Source organism: Methylophaga sp. UBA2513, assembly GCF_002341285.1.
In the GTDB taxonomy this organism is placed as follows: Bacteria; Pseudomonadota; Gammaproteobacteria; order Nitrosococcales; family Methylophagaceae; genus Methylophaga; species Methylophaga marina.
Genome location: NZ_DDNT01000021.1, coordinates 271,229 through 298,178, shown reverse-complemented (window position 1 = coordinate 298,178; position 26,950 = coordinate 271,229). Strand labels below are relative to the sequence as shown.

At 43.3% G+C, this 26,950-nt stretch carries 24 protein-coding genes; 12 read left to right on the top strand and 12 right to left on the bottom strand.

What is annotated here, in order from left to right:
* Positions 1 to 2: 2 nt before the first annotated feature.
* Positions 3 to 2,207, bottom strand: coding sequence for a bifunctional 23S rRNA (guanine(2069)-N(7))-methyltransferase RlmK/23S rRNA (guanine(2445)-N(2))-methyltransferase RlmL (gene rlmKL / locus B3V56_RS13955; protein WP_289284433.1), 2,205 nt, complete (start codon positions 2,205 to 2,207; stop codon positions 3 to 5).
* Positions 2,208 to 2,256: 49 nt separating this feature from the next.
* Between rlmKL and yhbY the strand changes: the two genes are divergently transcribed.
* From yhbY to hrpA, 5 genes are all read left to right on the top strand, one after another.
* A complete protein-coding gene (gene yhbY / locus B3V56_RS13950) occupies positions 2,257 to 2,550 on the top strand; it encodes a ribosome assembly RNA-binding protein YhbY (protein WP_286304546.1) in 294 nt (97 codons plus the stop codon).
* Between the two features lie 4 nt (positions 2,551 to 2,554).
* Complete coding sequence (locus B3V56_RS13945; protein WP_289283588.1) at positions 2,555 to 3,145, top strand: nitroreductase family protein; 591 nt, start codon at positions 2,555 to 2,557, stop codon at positions 3,143 to 3,145.
* A gap of 27 nt (positions 3,146 to 3,172) precedes the next feature.
* Positions 3,173 to 3,640, top strand: coding sequence for a pentapeptide repeat-containing protein (locus B3V56_RS13940; protein ID WP_289283589.1), 468 nt, complete (start codon positions 3,173 to 3,175; stop codon positions 3,638 to 3,640).
* A gap of 75 nt (positions 3,641 to 3,715) precedes the next feature.
* A complete protein-coding gene (locus B3V56_RS13935) occupies positions 3,716 to 4,663 on the top strand; it encodes a DUF481 domain-containing protein (RefSeq protein WP_289284432.1) in 948 nt (315 codons plus the stop codon).
* A 28-nt stretch (positions 4,664 to 4,691) separates the two neighbouring features.
* Positions 4,692 to 8,579, top strand: a complete 3,888-nt coding sequence (gene hrpA / locus B3V56_RS13930) for an ATP-dependent RNA helicase HrpA (protein ID WP_289283591.1) — start codon at positions 4,692 to 4,694, stop codon at positions 8,577 to 8,579.
* Positions 8,580 to 8,585: 6 nt separating this feature from the next.
* Here the strand turns inward: hrpA and B3V56_RS13925 are convergent, their stop codons facing one another.
* Positions 8,586 to 10,925, bottom strand: coding sequence for a putative bifunctional diguanylate cyclase/phosphodiesterase (locus B3V56_RS13925; protein ID WP_289283592.1), 2,340 nt, complete (start codon positions 10,923 to 10,925; stop codon positions 8,586 to 8,588).
* A 479-nt stretch (positions 10,926 to 11,404) separates the two neighbouring features.
* Between B3V56_RS13925 and B3V56_RS13920 the strand changes: the two genes are divergently transcribed.
* The 4 genes from B3V56_RS13920 to B3V56_RS13905 all read left to right on the top strand — a co-directional run bounded on the left by B3V56_RS13920 (position 11,405) and on the right by B3V56_RS13905 (position 14,201).
* Entirely contained in the window at positions 11,405 to 11,806 is a 402-nt protein-coding gene (locus B3V56_RS13920; protein WP_286304539.1) for a c-type cytochrome, read from the top strand.
* 75 nt (positions 11,807 to 11,881) lie between these two features.
* Positions 11,882 to 12,172, top strand: coding sequence for a PepSY domain-containing protein (locus B3V56_RS13915; RefSeq protein ID WP_289283593.1), 291 nt, complete (start codon positions 11,882 to 11,884; stop codon positions 12,170 to 12,172).
* 6 nt (positions 12,173 to 12,178) lie between these two features.
* Positions 12,179 to 12,862: a response regulator transcription factor gene (locus B3V56_RS13910; protein WP_286304537.1), complete on the top strand. Its 684-nt coding sequence runs from the start codon at positions 12,179 to 12,181 to the stop codon at positions 12,860 to 12,862.
* On the top strand, positions 12,849 to 14,201 hold the full coding sequence (locus tag B3V56_RS13905; protein ID WP_289283594.1) for an ATP-binding protein: 1,353 nt from the start codon (positions 12,849 to 12,851) through the stop codon (positions 14,199 to 14,201). Before B3V56_RS13910 ends, B3V56_RS13905 begins: the two co-directional genes overlap by 14 nt.
* Here B3V56_RS13905 and yjgA read toward each other — a convergent pair.
* Genes yjgA through B3V56_RS13880 form a run of 5 tightly spaced genes read right to left on the bottom strand, consistent with a single transcriptional unit; the run spans position 14,198 to position 19,010 of the window.
* Positions 14,198 to 14,722 (bottom strand): ribosome biogenesis factor YjgA, encoded by a 525-nt coding sequence (yjgA, locus tag B3V56_RS13900; RefSeq protein WP_289284431.1) that lies wholly within the window; start codon positions 14,720 to 14,722, stop codon positions 14,198 to 14,200. The two genes, B3V56_RS13905 and yjgA, sit on opposite strands and share 4 nt — an antisense overlap.
* A gap of 5 nt (positions 14,723 to 14,727) precedes the next feature.
* Entirely contained in the window at positions 14,728 to 15,144 is a 417-nt protein-coding gene (locus B3V56_RS13895) for a secondary thiamine-phosphate synthase enzyme YjbQ (protein ID WP_286304534.1), read from the bottom strand.
* The gene (locus tag B3V56_RS13890; protein ID WP_289283597.1) at positions 15,144 to 16,187 is read right to left on the bottom strand and encodes an anthranilate phosphoribosyltransferase; all 1,044 of its coding nucleotides are present in this window, start codon (positions 16,185 to 16,187) and stop codon (positions 15,144 to 15,146) included. The genes B3V56_RS13895 and B3V56_RS13890 overlap by 1 nt, the downstream gene beginning before the upstream one ends.
* Positions 16,187 to 18,208, bottom strand: coding sequence for an NAD-dependent DNA ligase LigA (gene ligA / locus B3V56_RS13885; RefSeq protein ID WP_289284430.1), 2,022 nt, complete (start codon positions 18,206 to 18,208; stop codon positions 16,187 to 16,189). Before ligA ends, B3V56_RS13890 begins: the two co-directional genes overlap by 1 nt.
* A complete protein-coding gene (locus B3V56_RS13880; protein WP_289283599.1) occupies positions 18,192 to 19,010 on the bottom strand; it encodes a cell division protein ZipA C-terminal FtsZ-binding domain-containing protein in 819 nt (272 codons plus the stop codon). The genes ligA and B3V56_RS13880 overlap by 17 nt, the downstream gene beginning before the upstream one ends.
* Before the next feature lie 62 nt (positions 19,011 to 19,072).
* Between B3V56_RS13880 and queF the strand changes: the two genes are divergently transcribed.
* Together queF and cysZ are read left to right on the top strand one after the other, a co-directional pair.
* Complete coding sequence (queF, locus tag B3V56_RS13875; RefSeq protein ID WP_091713966.1) at positions 19,073 to 19,462, top strand: preQ(1) synthase; 390 nt, start codon at positions 19,073 to 19,075, stop codon at positions 19,460 to 19,462.
* Between the two features lie 88 nt (positions 19,463 to 19,550).
* Entirely contained in the window at positions 19,551 to 20,282 is a 732-nt protein-coding gene (cysZ, locus tag B3V56_RS13870; RefSeq protein ID WP_289283601.1) for a sulfate transporter CysZ, read from the top strand.
* Here cysZ and B3V56_RS13865 read toward each other — a convergent pair.
* The 5 genes from B3V56_RS13865 to B3V56_RS13845 all read right to left on the bottom strand — a co-directional run bounded on the left by B3V56_RS13865 (position 20,279) and on the right by B3V56_RS13845 (position 25,484).
* Positions 20,279 to 20,485 (bottom strand): (2Fe-2S)-binding protein, encoded by a 207-nt coding sequence (locus tag B3V56_RS13865; RefSeq protein ID WP_286304530.1) that lies wholly within the window; start codon positions 20,483 to 20,485, stop codon positions 20,279 to 20,281. The two genes, cysZ and B3V56_RS13865, sit on opposite strands and share 4 nt — an antisense overlap.
* 50 nt (positions 20,486 to 20,535) lie before the next feature.
* Positions 20,536 to 21,156 (bottom strand): LysE family translocator, encoded by a 621-nt coding sequence (locus B3V56_RS13860; RefSeq protein WP_289283602.1) that lies wholly within the window; start codon positions 21,154 to 21,156, stop codon positions 20,536 to 20,538.
* 74 nt (positions 21,157 to 21,230) lie between these two features.
* Positions 21,231 to 21,380, bottom strand: a complete 150-nt coding sequence (locus B3V56_RS13855) for a DUF3096 domain-containing protein (protein WP_286304528.1) — start codon at positions 21,378 to 21,380, stop codon at positions 21,231 to 21,233.
* Positions 21,381 to 21,423: 43 nt separating this feature from the next.
* The gene (locus tag B3V56_RS13850) at positions 21,424 to 22,029 is read right to left on the bottom strand and encodes an HD domain-containing protein (RefSeq protein WP_289283603.1); all 606 of its coding nucleotides are present in this window, start codon (positions 22,027 to 22,029) and stop codon (positions 21,424 to 21,426) included.
* 11 nt (positions 22,030 to 22,040) lie between these two features.
* On the bottom strand, positions 22,041 to 25,484 hold the full coding sequence (locus B3V56_RS13845; protein ID WP_289284429.1) for an acyl-[ACP]--phospholipid O-acyltransferase: 3,444 nt from the start codon (positions 25,482 to 25,484) through the stop codon (positions 22,041 to 22,043).
* Positions 25,485 to 25,707: 223 nt separating this feature from the next.
* On the opposite strand from B3V56_RS13845, the gene fucP reads away from it, so the two are divergent.
* Positions 25,708 to 26,922 (top strand): L-fucose:H+ symporter permease, encoded by a 1,215-nt coding sequence (gene fucP / locus B3V56_RS13840; protein ID WP_349676211.1) that lies wholly within the window; start codon positions 25,708 to 25,710, stop codon positions 26,920 to 26,922.
* Positions 26,923 to 26,950 lie beyond the last annotated feature (28 nt).

Below are 26,950 nucleotides of genomic sequence, written 5' to 3'. Positions count from 1 at the left end.
AATCATACGGCAGGTTTGATTCGCCAGCATCGATGAATCTTTTTATTTCGCTCAAAATCACGCGGTATGGTCGTTACGCTGATATCGTTGATCGTCATTTGAATCAAAGCATCAGTATCTAATTCAAAATCACGACGGTTAGTCGAAAATATCAATTCGCCGTCTGCTGTTAATAATGCCGCTGCTTGTTTGATAAGCGCGACATGATCACGTTGAATATCAAATACGCCTTCCATCCGACTTGAGTTAGAAAACGTCGGTGGATCCAGAAAAATCAGGCCATAACGTTTGTCATCTTCTATCGCTTGTTGCAACCACTCAATACAGTTCGCACGAACATATTGATGTTGTCCACCGACGAAACCATTTAAATTCATATTATCTTCTGCCCAAGACAAATAGGTATTGGACATATCGACACTGGTCGTTGATTTTGCTTGACCTGCAGCCGCATAAACACTGGCTGAACCGGTATATGAGAACAGGTTGAGAAAGTCTTTGTCTTTGGCTAAGTCTCTCACAAGTTGTCTGGTATCACGGTGGTCCAAAAACAAGCCTGTATCTAAATAATCGGTTAGGTTGACCCAAAAACGCAGTCCATTTTCACGCACTTCTATGCGTTGATTTTTGGCTGCTTGAGCTTCGTACTGCTCTTTACCACGTTGTTTCTTCCTGACTTTCAGTGCCACCTGAGTAACAGGGACTTCTAATACTTCAGGAATGATCTGCATGGCTTCCTGTAGTCGCTCTATCGCTTTCTCAGGATCGATTTGTTTTGGGGGAGCATATTCCTGAACATGGATATGTTCGTCATAAAGATCAATCGCCAAAGCATAATCAGGCAAGTCAGCATCATAAACACGATAGCAACTGATATCTGATTTACGCGCCCATTTGGCCAGATGCTTTTTGTTTTTCTTTAAGCGATTAGCAAACATCGTTCCCTGCTCTGTCATCTCAACAGGTGCATGTTCTTTATCATCGAACTCTTCGTCCACAAATTGTGTAGGTGTTGAGCTTAACTCATTAAAACGAACAGGTCGTGGCGCACGGTAAAACAGGACATCACAGGCAATTGGCCCATTATCAAACGGCACACTGTCGAAAAGTGTTAAGCCAGTAAATTTACCTAATTGTGCATTATCGGTAATCAGTGCCGTTCTCCAGCCTGAAAACGATTCATTAATAATATTTCCCAGGCTTTCGTACAGATAATGTAATTCATCAGCACGACCGATTCGTTCACCATAGGGAGGGTTACACACAAACAAGCCTGCTTTAGGTAAATCTGCAGCCAGTTTCGGCCATTCAGTTAAATCGCGCTGATTAACCTGAATACGGTCATCTAATCCTGCTTCAGCAATATTATTTTTGGCCGCTTCAATGGCTCTCGCATCAGCATCTCCGCCGACAATAACTGGACATCTGGCCAGGCCAGACTGTCTTCTTCGCTCGGCATCGGCTTTGAGTTGTTTCCAACTATCTTTGTCGTGTTGTTTCCAGGCGGTAAACCCGTAATAGTCACGCAAAATACCGGGAGCGATGTCGGCAGCTATCATGGCAGCTTCTATCAAAAAAGTGCCAGAGCCACACATCGGATCAATCAATGCCCAACCCTGCCTGGCTAATTTTTGCCACTCCGCACTGAGCAGAATAGCGGCAGCTAAATGCTCTTTTAATGGTGCAGTCGTATTGCTGACTCGATAACCACGCTTATGCAGGCTGTCACCGGATAAATCGATACTCACAGTGGCTTGATTGTGTTTGAGGTAGACATTAATTCGCACATCCGGCTGGTATAAGTCTACCGAAGGTCGCAGACCAAACAGTGTACGAAAGCGATCGACAATCGCATCTTTCACGCGCTGTGCACCGTATTGGCTGTGTTTTATTTTTGACCGGAAACTATTGAAATCAACAGCAATGGTGCTATCAAGTTCGTGAATATGTTCTTCCCAGGGAAGTGCATTCACCCCTTCGTATAACTGCTCTGGTGTCTCAGCATGCAAATGGGCAATAGGTAATAATACCCTGATGGCTACACGAGACCATAAACAGACCATGTAAGCGTCAGCCAACGTGCCGGTGAAACGGATATTTCCCTGATCTTGCTTGGTATTTTTGATACCTAATTGTTTTAGTTCATCCGCAAGCAGTGGCAACATACCTCTTGCTGCTGTTACCGTAAACTTGTGTTGTTTAGCCATATTGCCTTCCTGATATAATCAGATCATTTTAATACAGGTGAGCACACTAATGGCAGTTACTGACAAACAAAGACGTTATCTAAAAGGGCTTGCCCACACATTAAAACCGGTTGTTATGATTGGTAACAGTGGTTTAACAGAATCTGTTCTTGCTGAAATCGATAATGCACTGGAACACCACGAGCTCATAAAGGTCCGAGTTAGTGGGCAAGAACGCGCAGATAGAAAAGCCATGTTAGACAAAATTGCAGAAGAAAGTGGCGCAGATTTAGTTCAAGTGATCGGACATATTGGCGGTTTTTATCGCCCATCAAAAAAAGCTTTAATTCAACTACCAAGGTGATTGTATGATTCAAAAACCCGCTGACACAGCTCAACCCATCGAAAAAGTCATGGCAGAACGCTGGAGTGGTCGTGCATATGACCCTACCGTTATGGTGTCCCAAGAAGAAATCACTGCACTTTGTGAAGCTGCACGCTGGGCCCCTTCATGTTTTGGGGATGAGCCATGGCGTTATCTGGTTTGCGATAAAAATACTGACCGCACTGCATGGGAAAAACTGTTATCAGCCTTGGCCCCCGGCAATCAGGAATGGGCAAAGAACGCCCCAGTGTTAATTTTAACGGCTTCAGTCCCTCTCTTCAGCCAAAATGATAAACCCAACCGTTGGTCAGGGTATGACACGGGTGCTGCCAGCATCAGCCTTTGCTTGCAAGCAACATCTATGGGGTTAATGAGCCATCAAATGGGCGGCTTTGACGATAAAAAAATCCGTGAGGCATTTGCCATTTCCGATGATATTCATATGTGGTCAGTGATCGCCATTGGTCATCAGGCGGTACTGGACAATTTGACCGAGGAACAATTAGAAAGAGAACTTTCTCCTCGTCAACGTCGTCCTTTAGAACAAGCATTTTTCATGAATAAGTGGTCATAAAAAAATAACCTTATTAGGAGAGAGAAAATGAAAAAAATGCTGATTGTGCTCGGTTTATCCATGATAGCTACCACGGCTTCTGCTTATGAAAAAGTCTATCTGGATAGGTTACTTAAATCCTTACAATGTAATTATTGTAATCTGAGCGAAGCCGATCTAAACGGCCATGAATTAAATGGTGCTGATATGAGTGAAGCTAATCTCAAGGGAATCAATTTAAGCAACGCTAAACTACATGGTGTTTGGTTCACACATTCCAGAATGCAGGGTGCGATTCTCGAAGGTGCGACCGTTACCAATGCACTGATGGATTATGCTGAATTGAATGGTGCAAACCTAAGAAAGGCCAATCTTTCTGGTGCTCAGCTCATTTTCGCGGATCTCACTGATGCGGATTTAACCGGTGCAAACCTTGAAGGCGCAAAATTACGTGGTGTGATGTACTGCAACACTACGATGCCAGATGGTGAAGTCAACAATAGCGGATGCCCATAACCGCACAACAGTATGAACGTTCAAGCAGCCTGATTCAGGCTGCTTTTTTTATGTAGGATGCGGAGGAATTCGCTAGTGTCGCCAATCAGATATCTATTATTAGCTATTTTGTTAACACCACTAGTTACGCATGCAGCCCGAAGTAAAATTGAATTGATTAACGGTGATACGCTTACCGCTGATGTCGTCGCTGAAACAGACGACACATTAAAACTTAATCACCCCTTGCTTGGTGTGATGGTTATCCCGAGAGCACGTATAAAAAGCCTTGTCTCCTCAACAGATACAACGCCTACACCGCCGCCACCAGAAAAAAAACCAGAAGTGAAACATGTAGAGGCTGACAGAGGTTTGTTCGGAACCGGGCTTTACACCAACTGGAAACGTCGGCTTGACCTTGGCTTTGGTGGTACTGCCGGTAAGTCCAGCACAAACCAACTGAACGTTGGATTTAATGCCGATTATGAATCAAAACAAATGCGGACTGCGCATAAAACCGCGTTCTTCCGAGCCGAATCTGATCATGAATTATCTTCACAAAGTTTTTTTACTTCAATGAACCGAGACTGGTTAAGACCCAACTCTCTCTGGTTTCAGTTTGCTGGTGGACGTTTTGATCTGGATGAATTCAAAGACTGGGATTACCGTGCTAATGCCAGTTCTGGATTTGGTTATGAGTTTGTGAATACAGATTCTTGGTTATTCGTGGGGAGAAGCGGTCTCGGTTTTAATAGAACCTTTGGCGGTGAGCAGCAGGACTTTACACCAGAGGGAATGTTAGGAATTGAAACCAAGTGGAGTATGAATCAATATCAGCATGTAGAGTTTTCTAATACGTACTACCCCAGCCTCAATGACCGCGATTACCGTAATCTCACCTCTTTCGACTGGATTCTGGACTTAAATAGCTTCGTGGGTGTAGCACTCAAGCTTGGTATTACCAACGAATATGACTCCACCGTACATGATGATACTGACCCCAATGATTTTAAATATACTGTCTCGTTAGCCTGGAAGCTGTAGAATACCTGCTTTTTGCTGTAAACATACTGTGAATAACGCTGAGCAAAACTTAACGCAACTTATCCAGTCCTCCATGCTATCTGATCGTTACCGTCTTCAACGTCAGTGGCAGCAATTACGTAAAAATAAGGCAGATGCTGAAAAAATCAGCGCCTTCACTCAGCGTGTGTTGCGATCCGTTGAGCGTGCGCAACAGCGCTTGAACCAGATACCCAAACCGGATTTCAGTGCTGACTTACCCGTTATCGAACGTCGACATGAAGTCGCCAAAGCCATTGAAGAAAATCAGGTCATTATTCTTTGTGGTGAGACCGGCTCAGGTAAAACTACTCAGTTACCCAAAATTTGCCTGGATTTAGGCCGTGGTGTAACTGGCATGATAGGCCATACTCAGCCACGCCGAATCGCGGCCAGAACGGTAGCGACACGTATTGCCGAAGAGTTAGGTTCAGAAATTGGGCAAACCGTGGGTTACAAAGTCCGTTTTCATGATCAAGTGAATGCTGAAAACAGTTATATCAAACTGATGACAGATGGTATTTTACTGGCTGAGACACAAAATGATCGCTTCCTGAATCAATACGATACCCTGATTATCGATGAGGCCCATGAACGCAGTCTCAATATTGATTTTTTACTCGGTTATATCAAACAGCTGTTACCCAAACGCCCTGATTTAAAAGTCATTATTACTTCGGCAACAATCGATACCGAACGCTTTTCCAAACATTTTGAGCATGCCCCGGTGATTGAAGTCAGTGGTCGTACCTACCCAGTAGAAATTCGCTACCGCCCTCTCCTCACAACCGATGAAGACTCACCCGATTATGATATGGTCTCAGGTATCGTGGCAGCAGTTGATGAGCTGTGTCGAGAAGGGCCCGGAGATGTATTGATATTCTTGGCCGGCGAGCGTGATATTCGTGATGTATCAGAAGCTTTACGCAAACATCATCCGCCACAAACTGAAATTTTACCTTTATTCGCCAGACAATCTGCTGCTGAACAAAACCGGGTGTTTAAGACCGGTGGGCAACGACGAATTATCTTATCTACTAATGTTGCTGAAACCTCATTAACGGTGCCAGGCATTCGCTACGTTGTTGACCCAGGAAATGCACGTATCAGTCGTTACAGTGTTCGCAATAAAGTACAACGTCTCCCGATAGAAAAAATTTCCCAATCCAGTGCGAATCAACGATCAGGGCGTTGTGGCCGTGTAGCCGCTGGCGTGTGTATACGGTTGTACGACGAAGAGGATTTTAATAACCGCCCGGCATTTACTGATCCAGAAGTTCTACGCACTAATCTGGCATCAGTCATTCTACAAATGTCAGCGTTGAAACTGGGTAATCCAGCTAAGTTTCCTTTTATTAATCCGCCGCCACAAAAAATGATCAACGACGGTTATCGGCTTTTAGATGAATTGGGTGCCGTCGATAAACAACGTCGTATTACTGACATTGGCAGACAGTTATCCAAGCTGCCCATCGATCCTAAAATAGCCCGGATGTTGCTTGCAGGTGCAGAACAAAACAGTCTGACTGAAGTGCTCATTATTGCCAGTGCTTTGAGTATTCAGGATCCACGTGAAAGACCGATGGACAAGCAGCAGGCGGCGGATGAGGCCCATTCTAAATATAAGGACGAACGTTCTGATTTTATTGCTTTTATTAAACTCTGGAATCATTATCACGATAAGAAAAAACACCTTAGTCAGAATAAACTAAGAAAGTATTGTAAAGAGCAATTTCTCTCCTTCTTACGCCTTCGTGAATGGCATGACATCCATCAACAACTGCATGTGCAACTGGCTGAACTGGGCTTAAAATTCAATCAACAAGAGGCCAGTTATGACAGTATTCATCGCGCACTGCTCGCTGGTTTACTGAGTCACATCGCCACAAAAACAGATAAGTTTGAATACACAGGCGGACGAAACCTCAAGCTACAAATATTTCCTGGCTCAGCTTTGCATAAAAAAGGGCCTAAATGGATCATGGCGGCTGAGCTGGTTGAAACCGGTAAATTGTATGCGCGCATTGTGGCTAAAATCGAACCCGAATGGATTGAGCCAATTGCTGGTGACCTGGTCAGACGTCAATACACTGACCCACACTGGGAGAAAAAACCCGCCCAGGTGGTTGCCTTTGAGTCAGTCACACTGAATGGCTTACCCATTGTTAATCGCAGGCGTATTCACTACGGACCTATTGACCCTTCTTTATCAAATGAAATTTTTATTCGCTCAGCATTAGTTGAAGGTGACTGGCATTGTCAGGCAAAATTTTTCCAACATAACCAACGTCTCATTGAAGAAATTGAGTTACTTGAACAAAAGTCTCGTCGCCGAGATGTGTTAGTCGATGACGATACCTTGTTTGATTTCTATCGCAGCAAAGTACCGGATAACATCATTAACGGTGCCGGTTTCGATAAATGGCGTAAGCAAGCAGAAAAGAAAGATCCTAATCTGCTCATGCTAAGCAAAGACATTCTGATGCAACATCAGGCTGAACAAGTCACCGTCGATCAGTTTCCCGATCAGATTCTTATCAATCGTGTTCCCCTGCCGCTTGAATATCATTTTGAACCCGGTAAAGCCGAAGATGGCATCACCCAGACAATTCCGCTCTCTCTGTTGAATCAGACAAGTAAAGAACGTTATGAGTGGTTGGTACCAGGCTTACTTCGCGAGAAAGTGGTTTTCTTGATTAAAGCGCTACCTAAATCATTGCGTCGTCATTTTATTCCAGTACCACAATATGCCGACCAATGCATCAAATCCATGTCGGCTGACTCGGGCGCTCTATTACCAGCGCTCAGTGAACAACTGAGAAAACTGACAGGTATTGAAATTGATGTGACGGATTGGCGTACTGAAGATCTGCCGCTATATCTGCAAATGAATTTTAAGCTGGTAGATGAGCAAGGTGAACTATTAGATGAAAGTCGTGACCTGGATAAACTAAAAGAAAACTGGGCACGAGAAGCCGCTGCCAGTTTCAGGCAAATTCCTGACAGTGACTATGAAAAGAAAGGACTGACAACCTGGTCATTTGACTCACTACCAGAACATATCACACTAGAACAAAACGGCTTACAAGTCACCGCTTATCCAGCGCTTGTCGATAGAGGGGATTGCGTTGATTTAACCTTAATGGATACAAAACCTCAGGCTCAGGCCTTAACACGACAAGGACTTCGCCGCCTTTTCATGTTAAATCAGGCAGATGCAGTCAAGTATTTACATAAAAATCTACCCGATATCAAACAGATGTGCTTGCACTATGCCAATGTGCCACCATCGCCATACTCAGATGATGCACAAACAGACCTGACGCCGTGTGAGCAACTTAAAACCGACTTAATTCATGTGGCCTTTGACCGCTGCTTTATTTTGGATAAACCGGCCGTCACAGATAAAAATGCATTCGAACAACGTATTGCCGAAAGAAAAAGTGATCTGATTAATCTAGCCGCTAAACTCGCTCAGAGTATTGCTAAGCCGCTTGCTGAATATCATGCAATTGCAAAAAGACTGTCTGGCAACATCCCACTGGCCGCCATTAACTCTGTAAACGATATCAAACAACAATTAAGCTTTTTGATTTATCAGGGGTTTGTGCATGATACGCCAGATGAAGCCTTGACCAGGTTGCCAGTATACTGTCAGGCTGCAGGTATCAGATTGGATCGTCTATTGACCGCTCCCAATAAAGACAAGCAACGCATGTCAGAAGTCATGCCTCACTGGCAAAAGTTCATCAATAAGGTCAATAAAATCGAAACACCAGCCTTTAAAGAATACCGTTGGATGCTGGAAGAATTTCGTATTTCAGTCTTTGCTCAGGAACTTAAAACGGCTTACCCCATCTCGGGTAAGCGCCTGGAAAAGCAGTGGCAAGAATGTTGATTATTATTAAATAGTCCATGGTGCGGGGCGCCCCACATGGTAGCCCTGCACAAAATCAACACCAATATGTTGCAAGCTGACTAGCGTCGTATCATCCTCAACAAACTCTGCGACCGTTTTAAGCCCCAGTACCTGACCTATACCGTTGATAGAGTTGACGATTTCCAGGTTAACTGAATTCTCCACACAATCTTTAACAAACATGCCATCAATTTTGAGGAAATCAATGGGTAATTGTTTCAAATAAGCAAAAGACGACAAACCACTACCAAAATCATCCAAGGCAAATAAACACCCTACTTTTCTCAGTTCATTAATAAAATAAAGAGCACTGTGCATATTGGTAATGGCAGCTGTTTCTGTAATTTCGAAACACAGCACCGCGCCAGAATCAACTAAATCAGCAGCATGGATTAACGAGATAATTTTGTCATAAAAGCGTGTATCGCCCAGAGATTGGCCTGATAAGTTAATACCATATACACCACTGACGTCTCGCCCTTCACTACGGGCATTATCAATACGTGACAAAACATGACTCACTGTCCACATATCAATCGATGCTGCCAGGTTATAACGCTCAGCTGCAGGTAAAAAGTGGCCTGGTGGAATAATTGAGCCATCATCATCAAGCATTCGTATCAATAACTCACAGTGAGGTAAGGTACTGTTTTTCTTTTGTGTAGCCACTATAGGTTGACTGTAGAGTACCAGCCGGTCATTACTTAATGCCTGTTGTATTCTTGAGACCCATCGCATTTCGCCACTACGTTGTACAATTTCCTGATCATGACTGCTAAACACATGGATTCGATCTCTGCCTGCCTCTTTTGCGGCGTAACAGGCGTTATCTGCTTGTTTAAAGATATCAGTCATCGTGCTCGTGGGCATGATGTTGACCATGCCAACACTGATAGAAGAGTTAAACGACAAATCATGATCAATAAATTCAAAATGACGAATTTTATCCATCACTTTGTTCAACTTCGCTTGTGCCTGTGTTGCAGACGTATCCATGAAAAGAATGGCAAACTCATCCCCACTCAGCCTGGAAAGCACATCAGAAGGCTGAAGTTCACATTTGATGAGGTGCGCGATTTGTATCAGTAATTTATCACCTGCTTTATGACCACAGGTATCGTTGATAACTTTAAACTGATCAACATCGATATAACAAAACACATGATTAGGTTCTGTTTGCTCCTGAAGTAGCAGTTGTAGGTGTTTCTCTATGGCAAATCGATTAGGTAATCCTGTCAATGTGTCATGTAGCGCAAGATACTGAAGATCTTCTGAAAGTAATTTTTGTTCCGTAATATCTTGTGCATGGATAACAATGTAATCAACTTCGTTTTTATTATTTCTCACTGCTGAGACGGTGCCTGATAACCATAATGGTTTTTTGTCACGACCCAAGCATTTTTTGGTGATCTGATATTGCTCAACATCCCCCTCAACTAATTTATAAAAATCATTTCCTGGTTGATCAGGTTCATCATCATGCAGTAGTTGCAGCATATTGATGCCTTTGAATTCTGTCTTGCTATAACCAAATAAATCGCAACCCGCTTTATTCACATCAAGAATAATTAAATCAGCATTGGTGACAAAAACGGGAACACCAGCATTTTCAAAAGTCTGTGTCAGAAATACTTCTTTATTTTGTAGCGTTTCAACAAGGTGGGTTTGTGCTTCATTTATCTGAGTTAAATGTTCTACTAGGTTTTCATTTTCTTGACGCAACTGCAGACTTTCCATGACCCTTGCATGCAGATTCTTAAATAACATTGTGCAAGCGATCATATAGGTAATTAATGTCAGCGCTTCTACTTTTAAATCAACATAAAACATAGCGGCTATGATGCAGATTAGCATCGGATAGACATAAGCGACATAACTGATGAAACTGCTTAATAAAGAATAAATTGCGCCAGAACAGAGACCAGCAATGACGAGAGGAATAATCAATTGATGATTAAATTGTGAATCACCATCAAAAGCAAATCCCAGACTACCCCACGCCAGTCCCGACAACATTACACCTGCAGCGTATATTTTCTCATAACGAACTACTGACGACTCTGTGTGATCATGTTTGACGAAATGACTCTTGAGATAGTGCACCAGTATGATTCTAAAAAGGATCGCTAAAAAAGTGACTGTAGCCCAAATAAATAGCAAAGTCGCATTTGCCGATGAATACAAAGCGATCACCGTCACGATAAGGATGACAATATTTGTCATACTGGCAATAAAGCCCTGCTGTAACAAAATGCCGACTCGCATTTTGTTGATTTCAAATTTCTGAGCATGTTGCTCTAAATGAGTTTGGCTAACCGTTTCCAACTTTATTCCAGAATCGTAAATGTATTTAATTATTTGAACTAATTCACACGATGACACAGTTAATCATACTTATTGATAATTTACGTGTGAGACAGTTCACGAGAATACGAAAAATTGATATTCAACACCAGCTTTATTCAGGAGTAGTTCAGTTTAAGTCTGCTATTGTTTTCATAATGACTGAGACGAGATGAATACGTTTTGATGGTATCTTTTGTTATTGCTATAAGGCATGAGCAATTGTATCAATTCTGCAGCGGAAGTTAAGCACGTACATTTATATGGAAATGAATAGAATAATCATGACCTGTGTCATGGCATGAAAATACGCATTAAACGAAGATAGATAGCATCAATAAACAGTACGCCAAGTGAAACTATACCATGCACATTAATGGTAATGACCATTGAGTTGAACGTATAAATAAGACAGGCTGTTGATGTTCTTTATCACTTCAATAACCATATTAAGAGCGGATATGAACCCTATAAAATCAGTTGCCATTTTGTTTTCATTCGCCAGTACACTATTAGCATCATGTCCATTGTTTGCGGATGGTAGACCATATACAGTGAAAGCAAATAACAAAGTAGACTCTGATACCTTCATTGGCTACAAAGTCTATCGAACCTGGTGTGCAAGATGTCATGGCACCTTCGGACAAGGATTGGCAGCCAGTGACTTAACAAAAACCTTAAAAACAACGGATAGAGATGAGTTTTTTACTGTTGTTGCCAGAGGAAAAAAAGGCCGAATTGGGGTAATGCCTGCTTGGCAATCGAATGATAGCGTTATGAAAAACAGAGATAGAATTTATAGTTACTTAAGGGCCAGAGCTGATGGCGCGCTTGGGGCTGTAACACCCGAGTTGATCGACTGATGTCAGTATTTATGATGAACCTTTACCATTCAATTCAGCTGCTTATATTTACACACGGAATAGTAAGGCCAAGCCATGTATAGAGTTTTATTAATACTTCTTTTTACCTGTCCACCACTCCTTGCATTAGCGGATGAACACCGACCTTACGAACAAGAGCCGGGCAACAACATTAATGAAATTGCTTTACCCTTAACGACACATACAGCAGCTGAACTGGCAAAAGTTGAAACAGGCGGAAAAATCCTTTCCGTTGAAGAAGAGCACTACGGTAGCAAAACGGTATTTCGTGTTAAAGTGCTGCATAACGATGGAAAAGTAAAAAATCACCGATTTGATCGTGACTCCGGCCATTCAGTTCCATGAGGTTGCATGCGCGTTTTATTAGTAGAAGATGAGAAACATCTTCGTGAACAAATTACCCAACAGTTAAAACAACAAAATCTCACTGTCGATGCTGTGGCTGATGGTGAAGAAGGCCTTTTCATGGGGGCAGAGTATCCCTACGATGTGGCTATTATTGATTTGGGGCTGCCGAAACTGTCTGGTATTGAACTGATTCAGTCATTACGCAAACAAGGATTTGACTACCCTATCCTGATATTAACAGCACGAGGTCGATGGCAAGATAAAGTTGAAGGCCTTGAATCTGGTGCTGACGACTACTTGGTCAAACCATTTCATTTTGAAGAGCTCATCGCACGTATCAATGCACTTAGCCGCCGCGCATCAGGTTGGTCAAATCCAACACTAAGCTGTGGTCCAATCACACTCAACCCGGCCACGCAAGAAGTCACCAAAAACGGTCAGCTAATTGAACTAACAGCTTACGAATATCGTTTACTTCATTATCTATTACTGCATGCGGGCGAAGTCATTTCAAAAACAGAACTCACCGACCATATCTACGAACAAGATCAAGATCGTGATAGTAATGTCATTGAGGTATTTGTAAAACGTTTACGTAGTAAATTGGATCCAGATAAACAACTTAATCCAATAGAAACATTACGTGGGCGTGGTTACAGGCTTAACCTGCCCCGTGAAAGTCATTAATTTCTCTTTATCCAACCGGGTTCTTGTTGCTGTCAGTCTCGTACTAACAGCGTTTCTGGGTATCTCTGCCATCAGTCTGAATAATGCATTTAAAACCAGTGCAGAGCTGGAACAAAAGAAACGTTTAAAAAACTATGTTTATACTCTACTCACAGCCGCCGAGATCAATGATAAAGGTGAGTTAAAAATGACTCACGATTTGGCAGAACCGAAATTTTCTATACCTAACTCCGGTCTTTATGCACAAATCACCAGTAACGGTAAGATTGTCTGGCAATCTCCTTCAGCAATCGGTCATTTTTTATCTCTGCCTTTTCAACCCGGGCCATCGAATGAACACTACACTGTCGTTGAAATAGATGCAGGAATGAAATTACAAAACCTGGCTTTCGGCATCGTCTGGGAAACTGAAACCGGTAAAGAGCTTGACTACACCATTAATGTGGCTGAAGACATGTCTAACATTAAAGAAACCACAGCCAGTTTTCAGCGTAGTTTGTGGTATTGGTTAGGGGGAACGGGATTAATGCTGTTATTAGCACAATGGTTAATCCTCAAGTGGAGTTTGCGCCCATTACATGACGTTGCCAAAGATTTGCATGCGATTGAAACCGGTGAGCATGATCGTTTAAATGATGAGTACCCACGTGAACTCAAGCAACTCACCAACAATATTAATGCGCTGCTTGATCATGAACAATCACGCCGTCAACGCTACAAGAATTCACTAGCTGATCTTGCACATAGTTTAAAAACGCCCTTATCTGTTTTTCGTGGCGAACTGGCTAATAACCACGAGCTGGAAAACTTGAAGAAAACAGGCTACGAGCAGCTCGACAGGATCAGTACCCTGGTTGATTATCAACTACAAAGAGCATCAACAGAAGGTAAGAGCAGCCTGCTCGCTCCCGTTTCTGTCGGTGAGATTATTCATAAAATCATAGGTAGCCTTGATAAAGTCTACAAAAACAAAAATATACATGCACAATGTGAGATTGAGCGTGATGCGTACATTCATGCAGACGAAGGTGATATGTATGAGTTATTAGGCAACTTATTGGAAAATGCTTACAAGTACGGTAAGCAAGAAGTACATGTCATTGCCACCAGTTCAGGGAATATGGTCAAAATCCGTGTCGAAGATGATGGGGCCGGAATTCCGACCCGTGCAGAAAGCTATATCATCAAACGCGGACATCGTATCGATACCCAGGCTGAGGGACAAGGCATTGGCCTGGCCATCGTCAGCGATATCATCATGGCCTATGAAGGTAATATCCACCTAGAACGTGGCCGCTTAGGTGGGGCTAGTTTTATTGTCGAATTGCCGAGAATTTAACCTTGCTGCTGTGATTGAAGGTACTGAAATAACTGCCTCGCTGACTTTGGAGGCTTGTCCTGTTTCGCTTCACGCTGTGCATTTCTGACGAGTTGTCTGACATGCTGAACATCAAAGTCATCAAAGGCATGAATAAGTTCAGCATAGACTTCATTTTCACCAGCCAGCAAACGATCACGCCATTGTTCTAGTTGATGAAACTGCTTTACCTGGCCCTGATGAGGTTGCTTTAATTGCTGTAACTTCGTATTTATCGCTTCGTGATCACTGTTTGCAATCAAGCCACCGATATAACCAACTTGTCTTTTTAATGCACCTTTGCTCATTGATTGTGCACTCAGAATAGCATCGTATAGATCTTCAGATAAATCTAGCTTTTGTAAATCTTTTGCAGGTAAAGCAATTAACGCTCGCCCAAGGTCTTTTAAGGCATTGAGCTCTTGTTTTACTTGTGTTTTACTTTTCTCAAATTCCCAATCAGCTGGCCAATCTGCATCCTGATCATGTTCAAACTCTGACATAAATTTTACTCACCTATAATGGTCACGATCACGCGACGCCGCTGTTGATGGGCACGATGTTCCCATAAATAAATACCTTGCCAAATACCGAGATCACACTGTGCAGCACTCACAGGCATGGTCAGATCGGGATTGGTTAATACCGTCCGAATGTGAGCACTCATATCGTCAGGTCCTTCGTCTTGATGTCTGAACATGGGATCACCATCCGGCACTAAATGCTGCATAAAGGTTTCAAGATCGTGACGAACATCGGGATCGGCATTCTCACAGAGCATTAATGAGGCACTGGTATGTTGAACAAAGACATGGCAAGTACCTGTGCTTATTGCGGACTCTGCAACCAATTCTTGTATATCGCGGGTGATATTGGTGGTGCCACGTCCTAGCGTCTTGAATGTTAATGTACGTTGAAAAACCATTATACGAGTCCAGCCTCAAAGTGTGATTTGGCCTGACCACTATCAATGACTTGTCTAACAATATCAGCGGCTTTTCGCTGTGACTCAATCAGGCCACAATGCCAAAGTATGATCGCCGCACCATACACTAAACTGTCGTATGCCGCCCCTTTCTCACCGGCTAGGGCTTGCAGCCCTTCATCCAATGTTCGTTGAGCTGTGACCGTATCATCCGTCTTAACACCACGCGTATCTTGTTCGATGTCAAAGTTTTCAGGTTCCAGTGTGCAGGCATCAACTGCGCCATTCACTAATCGATGATTATTTGATGCTTCTCTCAGCGTCGGGACTAGACCACCTTCCAGACCCCGTGCAATAAACGCAGAATCATAACCAAAAGCTTTTGCTAACCAAGCTAAAATATCGGGATATTCTTTATGAACAAAACCAATACCTAAATGTGTTTTTTGCTTAGCTTTAAGTGGCATAATCATTTTTTCTAATGTTGCCAAGCTCGGACGTTTAATCATTTGTGTCCGTAGCGTTTCTAATGCAAATAATGCTGGACTTGCCTGAGCTTGATCTAAATAGGCCCAGCCAATCTGGTTATTCTCTATCGCTTCAGCCGCTTGAGCTGTCGACTTTTCAGTACTATAGCCAGCCAGCTTTAAAACCTGAGCATGGGTAACACCAAATTTTGGCCCCATTTCAAATACGCCTTGTGACATTGCAGGTAAACCACAGGCTGCCAGAACAGCCGGTAAAAAGGCTGTCATCGGACAATGACGATTAAAACCATTGAATGGGTCAGAAAAAATAAATAACTGGTCGACATTGACTGATTGGCTATCGGTAATGGACTGACAGGCTCTGAGAATGCCTAAGTTCTCTTCATTAGTCTCCCGTTTCATTCGCATGGCAATAAAAAATATAGCTGCACGAACAGGGTCAGCCTGACCAGACAGAATTTCCATCATGACATCAAATGCTTCTTGCTCCGTCAGATCTTTACTGAGATGCGGTCCAGTGGCGACTTTTTTAATTGCGTCTGCGAGTGCTGTCATTATTTTTCCTGTGTTAACCAGTTTTGTAATGTTGCTTCATCAACTACATCAATACCTAATGATTCTGCTTTGGTGAGTTTCGAGCCTGCATCAGCGCCGGCAACCACATAATCGGTTTTTTTCGACACGCTCCCGGCTACTTTTGCACCGAGTGCTAATAATTTTTCCTTGGCTTCACTGCGCGATAAAGTCTGTAGCGTTCCAGTTAGCACAATAGTCTTACCACTCAAAGCCGTATTAGTCTGTTTTTTCTCTTCGTTTTGCCAGTGAATACCGACGCTTAACAAACGTTCAATCACTTCACGATTATGCGTTTGTTGGAAAAAGGTCTCAATGTGGTGAGCCACAACAGGGCCCACATCTTCAATCTCCATAAGACTCTCAGATGAGGCCTGCATCAATTCTTCCAGCGATGCATATTGCAAAGCCAAAGCACGTGCCGTGGCTTCACCCACTTCACGAATACCAAGCGCATACAGAAATCGTTGGAAACGTGTTGATTTTGCTGCATTCAACGCATTCACCAGATTTTCAGCAGATTTCTGCCCCATACGTTCCAAACTGGCGATAGTGTCGACATCTAATAAAAATAAATCGGCGACATCTTTGATGTGTCCGGCATCCACAAGTTGTTCAACTAACTTATCCCCAAGACCGTCGATATCCAGGGCTTTTCTCGATGCAAAGTGTTTGATCGCCTCTTTCCGTTGTGCGGCACAAAATAAGCCACCACTGCAACGCGATACCGCTTCCCCCTCTTCCCGCTCTACATCTGAGCCACAAATGGGACAAGCCGTTGGCATGACAAACTCACGTGCGTCATCAGGACGTTTAGTGATGATTGACTTCACGACTTCCGGAATCACATCTCCTGCACGTCGAACAATCACTGTGTCGCCGATACGCACATCTTTACGGCGAATCTCATCTTCATTGTGTAATGTGGCATTAGACACGGTTACACCACCGACAAATACCGGCTTCAAGCGTGCAACCGGAGTCAAGGCACCTGTGCGACCGACCTGGATTTCAATATCTTCTACCGTAGTCATCTCTTCCTGTGCAGGAAATTTATAGGCAATTGCCCAGCGTGGTGCTCGCGAAACAAAGCCAAGTCGTTCCTGCAAAACGGTGTCATCGACTTTAAACACCACACCATCGATATCATATTCAAGGCTGTCGCGACGTGCTGCCAGCTCATCGATATATTGCTGGCAGGCTTCTAAACCCTCTAATACTTTGAGTTCAGGTGAAATTCGACAGCCCCACTCTGCTATCAAATTCATAGCGGCAAAGTGACTGCTGGGACGCGACATACCTTCAATCACGCCAAGGCCATAACAGTAAATTTCCAGCGGTCTGGATGCGGTGATCTTTGAGTCAAGCTGACGCAACGATCCGGCCGCTGCGTTACGTGGATTGACAAACGGTTTTTTATTATTTGCCAACTGAGACTGGTTCAACTTTTCAAAACCAGCTTTAGGCATAAAAATCTCACCACGAATCTCAACAACCGCAGGAATAGGTCCACCTTGTAACTTCAATGGCACAGAATTGAGCGTGCGTACATTGGCAGTCACATCCTCACCTGTGGAACCATCGCCACGCGTTGCTGCTTGAACCAGGACACCATTTTCATAACGGATACTGATGGCAAGACCATCAAGTTTGGGTTCCGCCGCATAGGTTTGTTCTTTATCGGTATTCAACCAATCCCGCACACGTTTATCAAATGCAGCTAACTCTTGCTGATCAAACACGTTGTCCAAAGACAACATGGGGATGGCATGCTGAACTTCATCAAACTTATCTAACGCTTGACCACCAACACGCTGTGTAGGCGAATCGGCAGTGAGTAACTCAGGATGCGTTTGTTCTAAGCTCTGCAGTTCCCGAAATAAACGGTCATATTCACTATCCGGTACTTCTGGATTATCCAATACGTAATACTGGTAACTGTAGTGATTGAGAGTATCGCGCAACTCGGCAGCACGCTGCCTAACATCAATTGAAATAGTCATTCGACAGGTGATCACTTTCAGCTTGAACGGACATTTGGTACTCGAAAATTTTCGTACGCATCGACTCTATGGCGGCATCACTCACAGGCTGTCGAGTTTCATCACACAGCACGCCACCTAATGATTGCGTCATATTCTTAGCGGTATCCAGTAGGTCATCAAATAATGCCAGACCACTTATTGGTGCGGGTAATCGCGCAAAAATCAGTAAGCCCGGGGTCGACATGGACACAAATTTATCAGGTAAAAGTGTGCCAGGATCAATGATATTCGCCACACTGAATAACGACTGTTTGCGTGAACCTTGGGTAAACCGATGATAAATCTGCATATCACCAAAATGTAAGTCCTGATTTTCCAGCGCGGCCTTGACCTGCTTACCTGAAAACATCGTGCCTGACTCAGCCATAATCGTAAACGCAATAACCATGTCCCAGTCTTGCGCTGGCGCAGGTTCTGGTTTGGCTTTCTTAGCTGGTTTTTCTTGCTGAATATCCTGGAGTGGTGGCTCTGGTTCTGCACTCACAGCTTCTTCATTGGAGAGTGGCTCATCAAACAAGTCCATGTCGACTTCGCTGGATTCTGTTTCACTAAATGACGAACTTGGGCGTGGCGTCTGTTCATGCAACTCTTGTTCAAAAAGTGCGTCAAAGCGTTCTTTGAATTCGTCGTCTTCATCGTTGTGAAGATCCAGTTCACGCTCAAATTCCCTGGCACGTTGCTGGCTCTTATAATTGGCGTACCAACTGACGCCAACAAACGCGATGATAATAACGATAATGAGGATAATTATTTCAGACACTTAATATAATCTTTCACTTAAGAGATAATAGTCATTTTATTTTATTACTTTAGAGAGCATCCATGTCTACACAGCCAAGCAAACAATTAGAAACTTTCGATAATGCAACACCGGAGCGCGATTATACCATTCACATCGAAACATCTGAATTTACCTGTCTGTGTCCCAAGACCGGACAACCCGATTTTGCCACCATCAAACTGGACTATGTACCAGATGAAAAATGCGTTGAATTAAAGGCCTTTAAACTTTACATGTGGTCATACCGCGATCAAGGCGCATTTCATGAAAAAGTAACCAATACCATTCTGGATGATTTGGTAGCGGCATGTCAGCCGAGATTCATGCGCATCACAGGCATATTTAACGTTCGTGGCGGCGTTTACACCACAGTAGTCGCGGAATATCGTAAAGAAGGCTGGGTCGCACCAGAACCTGTCACACTTCCATAAATGCATAATGAGCGATACTGGTTCCAGCCAGTATCGCTTTTTTCTATATGACGCTAGTTATCAAATCTAAACACTGAATGAGGCCATTATGCGAAAAATGATCCAGGGCGCACGATACTTGATTCAGGGGTTTAGCTTAATCAATCAGCCTGGCATCAGACGATTTGCCTATTTGCCGATGCTCATTAACACCTTGCTGTTCAGTGGTGCCATCTGGTTTGGCTTATCTCATTTTGATGGTTGGCTTGAGGCGTTGATGCCCGACTGGTTACCGTCATGGTTGGAAAGTGCTCTGACCTGGATCATCTGGCCGCTGTTTGTTGTGCTACTGGCATTAATTGTGTTTTTTACCTTCTCCATAATCGCCAATATCCTTGCAGCCCCTTTTAATGGCATTCTCGCTGAAATGGTTGAAACCAAGATGTCAGGAGCCAGTCCACCCGATATGCCATGGACACAGGTGCTCAAAGACACACCAAAAATGGTGATGAATGAACTGCGTAAAACCGCTTATTTATTACGATGGATGCTGCCATTATTACTGTTGTCCTGGATACCCGGTTTAAACCTTATTGCGCCAGTCTTATGGTTTTTCTTCTCAAGCTGGACGCTTGCACTTGATTATCATGATTACCCCATGGGGAATCATTTATTAGGTTTTAAAGAACAACGTGAGAAACTTCGCCAACACCGAAGTCTGGCGCTGGGATTTGGTTTTGCTACGTTGCTTGCCACCATGATTCCTATCGTTAACTTTTTAGTGATTCCAGCCGCAGTCGCTGGGGCAACGATGCTTTACATAGAAAACCTAAAAACTTAACCATCTAAGCCCTGAACTAATTCATCCAACAATGCTTCAATATCCCATTCGCAAGAACCACAGCCAGACACGGCACCGGTTTTACGAGAGATAGTATCAATATCAACTATTCCCTGTTCAAACAGGCTTTCTATTTTGGCTCGGGTTGTGCCACTACAATCGCAAATGACTTCATCCAGACGCGTCTGGCAATCATCACTCATATTTATCTCTTCCACTTCTGTTTGATACTCATATCTATGTGAGTTGCTAACTAATTAAACTGACTCAGAACCATATCCACAGTTAGCCATAATGCAATTAGACACAAAATGACTGACATAAATCGATAACTTTTTTGCAAAACGACAGCACCTTGAACATGATTGGCAAGCAAAACATAAGCTAATTTTACCCAAGCTACGGCAATCGCAGTAGTACTTAACAACATAAGCAATGAAGATAATGTGATATCGCTGCTACCGAGATAAACAGGCAAGATGCCAAGATAAAAAAATATCGCCTTATAATCGACTAAGGTCAAAGTAAAACCAGCCATAAAGCTAGCCAAGCTAGTTTTTTTTCCTGAAGTTGCCATAGCAGCATAACGATAAGGCGAGTGCCAAAGCTGATAACTGAATAGCACTAAAATAATGATTGCCATTATTTGCAGTAGCCACCGGTGTTGCTCAAGCCAAATAGCCACTATTGTCAGTCCAAACATGGCTAGTAACAGATACAGCAAGTCTGCCGCTACAATTCCCAAGCAAACCATAACACCCTGTGATACGCCTCCTGATAAGGTACGTGATACAACCAGCATCACACTGATACTTGGCAAAGCCGCCATTGCAGAAAGCAGGAAAAATAAGGCGATGCAATCTAATATCGTCATAACACTGTCATAGGGATAAACATAAAAAAGCCCCGATGAAATGTCGAGGCTTCTTCATCATTACGTGTTTTATCTCATGGTGTTAAATTAATACTGGTACCAAATAAGCCAACTAAACCAATAATAATCAGATAAATCGCAACAATGTAACTCAATAGTCGCGGCACCATCAGAATTAAAATACCGGCAATTAATGAAATCAGTGGGGTTAAAGCTAAAGTCATTTCTCTCTCCTTGTTATTGGAACAAATGAGTATGCCTGTGAGGTTATTCAGTGGCAACTTCCGCCGCATCATCAGCTAACAACCACCCCTGTTGAGTAGCATAATCAATCTTCTCACTCAGCCATTGGTGTAGCTCTGGAAAATCATCAGCAATAAAGGCATGCGCATTTTTAACTTGTGAAGCCCTAATCTGGTGTGACTTCCAGGTTTTACCTTCAGCGGCGATATTCAATAAAAATGGCAGTAGTCTGTCGACGGCTTTCATGAGTTTTGCTTCAGTACTGTGACCAAACTCCTGCTCATCCCATAATGTAAGCAAGTCTTGAATATGATTACCACTATGTTCTGAAAAACGTTGTACACACAGCCTCTCAGCTTCATTGGACGTTTTTCTTTCTTTTGAATATAGAAAAGTATCACCGGCATCAACTTCACCTAAGTCATGCACCAATGCGTATTGCAGCAATTTAGCCATGTCGACATCAAGCTGAAAATACGCCGCTATATTCCAGCAAGCCATTGCAAGATGCCAGGAGTGCTCAGCAGAATTTTCTAAACGCTCACCACCCGTAATATAGCTACGACGTTGAATGTGCTTTAAGGCATCCAACTCCAGAAAAAAGTTGGTTACCTGATGTATATCCATCATCCCTCTACCCGTTATTGAATAGCTTGTGCAGCAAGTTTTTTTGCTGCATTCAAATCAGTCTTGCCCGTCCCCAGTTTTGGAATGTCTTCGATATATAGCAGTTTACTAGGCTGCATCAGCGGTGATAACTGCTCGCTGATAGTTTGTTTTATATCAGCCTCCGCCTGTTCTTGCGTGTATAGCAGCACCACTTTTTCGCCTTTTTTCTCATCAGCGACTGTCGTGGCCAGAATATCGACCTCCTCACTCAGGTGGGGTTTTAAAGCCGACTCAATGGCACCAAGACTAATCATTTCACCACCGACTTTGGCAAAACGAGAATAGCGGTCAACAATGACCAGAAACCCATCCTCATCAAGATGACCTTTATCTCCTGTGTGATACCAACGCACGCCATCTTGTTCAGTAATGACAGATTCCGTTTTTTCCGGATCATCAAGGTAAGCAATCATCACTTGATTACCACCAATCAAGATTAAACCATCTTCACCAGCGGGTAAGTCTTCGAATGTGTCTGGATTAACAATTCTGAAACGTGTGCCCGGTAATGGCATACCAACGGTACCTAGTTTGCTGCCAATCTGTGTGGTTAGAGTATCGGGAGCCAGTTTATCTGGAATATTGACACTAGCGACCGGGGTTGTCTCCGTTGCACCGTATCCTTCATAAATGGTTTTATTGAATTTGATTTTGAAGCTATCACGTACTTCCGGATTCAGTTTTTCTGCGCCAGAAACCACAATCCGCAAAGAGTCTAACATCAATGGTTCGACTTTACGGTTACGGACATACATGCGCAAAAATGTCGATGTACCACAAAGTATGGTGCCACGGAATGTCGCAATCCCTTTAGCAATATTCCTGACATCTGTTGGGTCGGGATGACATATCACGGGTAGCGACTCTACCAGCGGCAAAAATGTCGTGACCGTCAATCCGAAAGCGTGAAATAAAGGTAAAACAGACATCACGACATCATCACGTTCAGTATTAAGAACATCAGCTACCTGCTTGATATTACTCATAACATTTCGATGGGAAAGTAATACCCCTTTTGGTGTACCTTCACTACCGGATGAAAATAAAATGACAGCCGGGTCTTCTGCTTTGACGGCCTTCATATAACGTGCTTTGATAACTTCCAACGGCATTAACCGAACAAAAACCATCATACTAATGAAGTCGCGCTTTTTAATATTCTGACGCAAATCTTCCATATATAGTACATGTTTGGCCGTATCCAAAAGACTCGCATCAAACCCTTTATTAGCCAGTTTTTCAATAAATTTTCTAGACGTGATAATGGTATTAATATCAGCCTTCTTGCTGGCTGCTGCTAGTGCCTCAGCCGATGCAGTGAAGTTAAGGTTCACCAGTGTTTTGCCACTCAATAAACTCGCAATATTGGCTATCACTCCGGCACTGGAGCTTGGCATTAGAATGCCAATGTTTTGATGGCAATCAGCAGGTAGCTGCTTAGAAAATAAAATAGCGGCACTTAACATCCGGTGACCACTGGTGGCTGATCCAATAATATCCGCCGCAGCCATTTCACTGCCCTGCCGCTTTAAACCTTTAATGATGGCTTCAGGCAACGTTTCCAGACTTTCGGTATAGTTTGTCCAGGCATCTACCGACAGTTGTAAAACGGCTTGTTTCACAGCAAAGCGATCTGAATTGATCGCGAGAGGTTCGCCAAAGGCCACAATTAAGTCCGAAAACGACTGCTTACTTCGTAAGGTTTTCAAACGATCACTGGAGCGTGAGAAACGACTCCCCCATAAACCACGAAGATAGAACGGTACTATCACCGCATCAGCATCAGCAGCAGCCACTTCAAAACCACGTTGAAACTCACCTAAGTGCCCGTTACGGCTAATGGCGCCTTCGGGAAATAAACAGACGACTTCCCCTTTATTTAAACTTTCTCTGACCGCATCCAAGGCCTGTTTACTTGCGCCCGTCCCTACAGGAATAATGTTAAAAAACTCAAAGATAAAGCGCAGATACCAACGCTCATATATAGATTTTGCCATCACAAACCGTAGCGGACGTGGACTGGCCATTTGCACAATTGCCCAGTCAATCCAACTGATATGGTTGCCCAGCATTAATACGCCACCACTCGCTGGAATTCTTTCCATATTTAATACAGTGAGCCGATAACGAAGCGAAAACACCACTGAAACAACCAGACGCGCTAATGATTGTGGTAATTGTGTGATGGTATAGATGGCACCGATTATGGCCACCGCTAGTAAAATCGCAAAAATCCCGAGGCTATTCATGCCTGCATAAGCAGCAAGAATCGTTAGCAACAAGAAAGACAGCATGGCAATGTTTTGAACAAAGTTATTGCCCGCCAGTATTCGGCCCATCTGCCCAGACTTAGCGTGATATTGAATCAATGCATTTAGTGGAACCAGATAAAGCCCACCGAATACGCCAAGTAAAAAGAAATTAACCGCTTGTAAAAAAGGTGTAATGGCAAAACTGACAAACGCTACACTTAATGCCACGCCCATCGCGCCAAGAGGAACAAGCCCGGTTTCGATATAGTTGGACGACATCTTACCCGCTAAAAAAGCCCCAATAACGATGCCGATACCGGCAAAGGCCATCGTACCCTGAATAATGACCGTATTATCGATACCAGCAATATCTTTAGCAAAAGCAGGAAAAGTGGCCAGCATGACCTGGCAAAGAGACCAGAACACGGCAAGCCCAATAACAGACCGAAAGATTACTTGGTTGCTAGTCAAATCCTTCATAATGCCCACGGCTGAACGACCACTCAGATACGCTTTAGTATCAAACTCTTGCTCTTTGCGTACAGATGACTTCGGCTCAAGTTTTAAGGCTGCTAACCACTCGATTAGGGAAAGAGCCACTAAGACCCAACCTAGAGGCGCAATCAATGGCAAGATATCTTCTGCTTGATAATAATAGTGTTTGCTGAGTAAAGACTCGAAACCAAAACTAAAAGCCAGCGTCCCCAGCAAAATCGCGGTGGTGGTCACAGATTGAATAACACCATTACCCGAGGCTAGGTTTTTAACACCGACCAATTCCCTGATATAACCATATTTGGCGGGAGAATAAATGGCACTTTGAATCGATAAGGCCAGCGTCATCAGAAAAGCGGCCCAGAACCAAGCCATATAATAAAAAATCGTAATTAGAACCGTCGCAACAACTGCAGATAAGGCACTGTATTGCATGACTTTATTTTTCGGATATTTATCCGCAAGAAAAGATGATGGCGTCATCATCAATATGAACGGTAATAAAATTAATGCATTAACCAATGCTGACAGCATGATTTGTACATCACCATCATAGGTTTTAAAGATAGTGTTTTGAATCAGAATCTTATGCCCCAAATCAACAAAGGCATTTAAAAAAGCAATCAGGCTGAATAATAAAAATCCTTTAATAGCAAATAATGCTCGCATGCACAGTCCTTTTGATAAATCATGAATGACAGGCAACACAATACAACAGCTATTTAGTATTAGGGAAGTGTCGTACCCTTGTTGCTGATACTGGACAAATGACAGTTATCTAGGCGAGTATCGACTATAACTTTATTAATGAGTTACGCAACGTTGCGGAGAGACAATGACTGAACTCAAACCCTTTGTTTATCGTGATAAACGCCATATCTTTTTGTTATAGATAATTTGTTTTGCTGCCTGGGGTGTAGCCGCCAATATGACGGATCCCCTGGTGAAAGTATTCAGCAAAGTATTTGTCATGAGTCAGGTGGAGGCAGCATTGGTTCAGTTTGCCTATTATGGTGCCTATTTCTGCCTAGCCCTGCCAGCTGCTTTCATTAATCATCGTTACTCATACAAGACAGGTGTACTGACGGGTTTAGGTTTAGCCACATTAGGGGCTTTTGCTTTTTACCCAGCAAGCCAGGTCATGGATTATCACTTTTTTCTGATGGCCCTATTCATGCTAGCCGCCGGCCTGTCAATATTGGAAACTTCAGCCAACCCATTTGTGATGTCGCTTGGCCCGGAAGACAATGCCACGCAACGGCTGAATTTGGCTCAGGCTTTTAACCCGGTGGGTACCAACATAGGTGTGTTTCTTGCAGCGACGCTGATCCTCCCCAACCTTAATGTCGCTGATGCGACTGCACGCGCCATGATGCCACTGGAAACCTTACAGCAGGTTCAAGCAGAAGAACTAACAGCGGTCATGTTTCCTTATGTCGCCATGGCGTGCATTTTATTCATTATCTGGCTACTTATCTTGATGATAAAAATGCCGACAGCGAACAGCGTTAACCCGCAGGAAACACGCAGCAATATACAGGGCTGTTTCGGGCGCTTATATGCTAATAAACATTACCGCTATGGCGTTATTGCCCAGTTTTTTAATGTGGCTGCACAAGTCTGTATCTGGACCTATACCATTCAGTATGTACAGGAAGCCATTGGTGGAACTGAAACTCAAGCAAGTCGCTATTTACAATACAGTTTGCTTGTTTTTTTGATAGCCAGGTTCACCATGACAGGCATTATGTCACGCTTTAACCCGTCAAAGTTAATGCTGATTCTGGCATTAACAGGATCGATTTTGTGCGTCTATGCGGCTAGTGTGCCTGACATAACAGGAATATGGGCTGTGGTGATGTTATCCGCTAGTTTATCGCTGATGTTTCCAACCATTTATGGTGTGGCACTGCAAAAGCTGGGGGAAGATACAAAATTTGGCGCGGCAGGATTAGTCATGGCTATTTTAGGTGGAGCCATAATGCCTCTTCTGCAAGGCAGTTTGGTTGATAATTTTACAACGGCACTCTCATATCTGGTGCCAGCAGGTTGTTTTTTAGTTGTTGCAGCTTATGGCTATTTTGATATTCGGTATTATCGCATATAAAAACGGCTTAACTTGATGAGCAATTCCA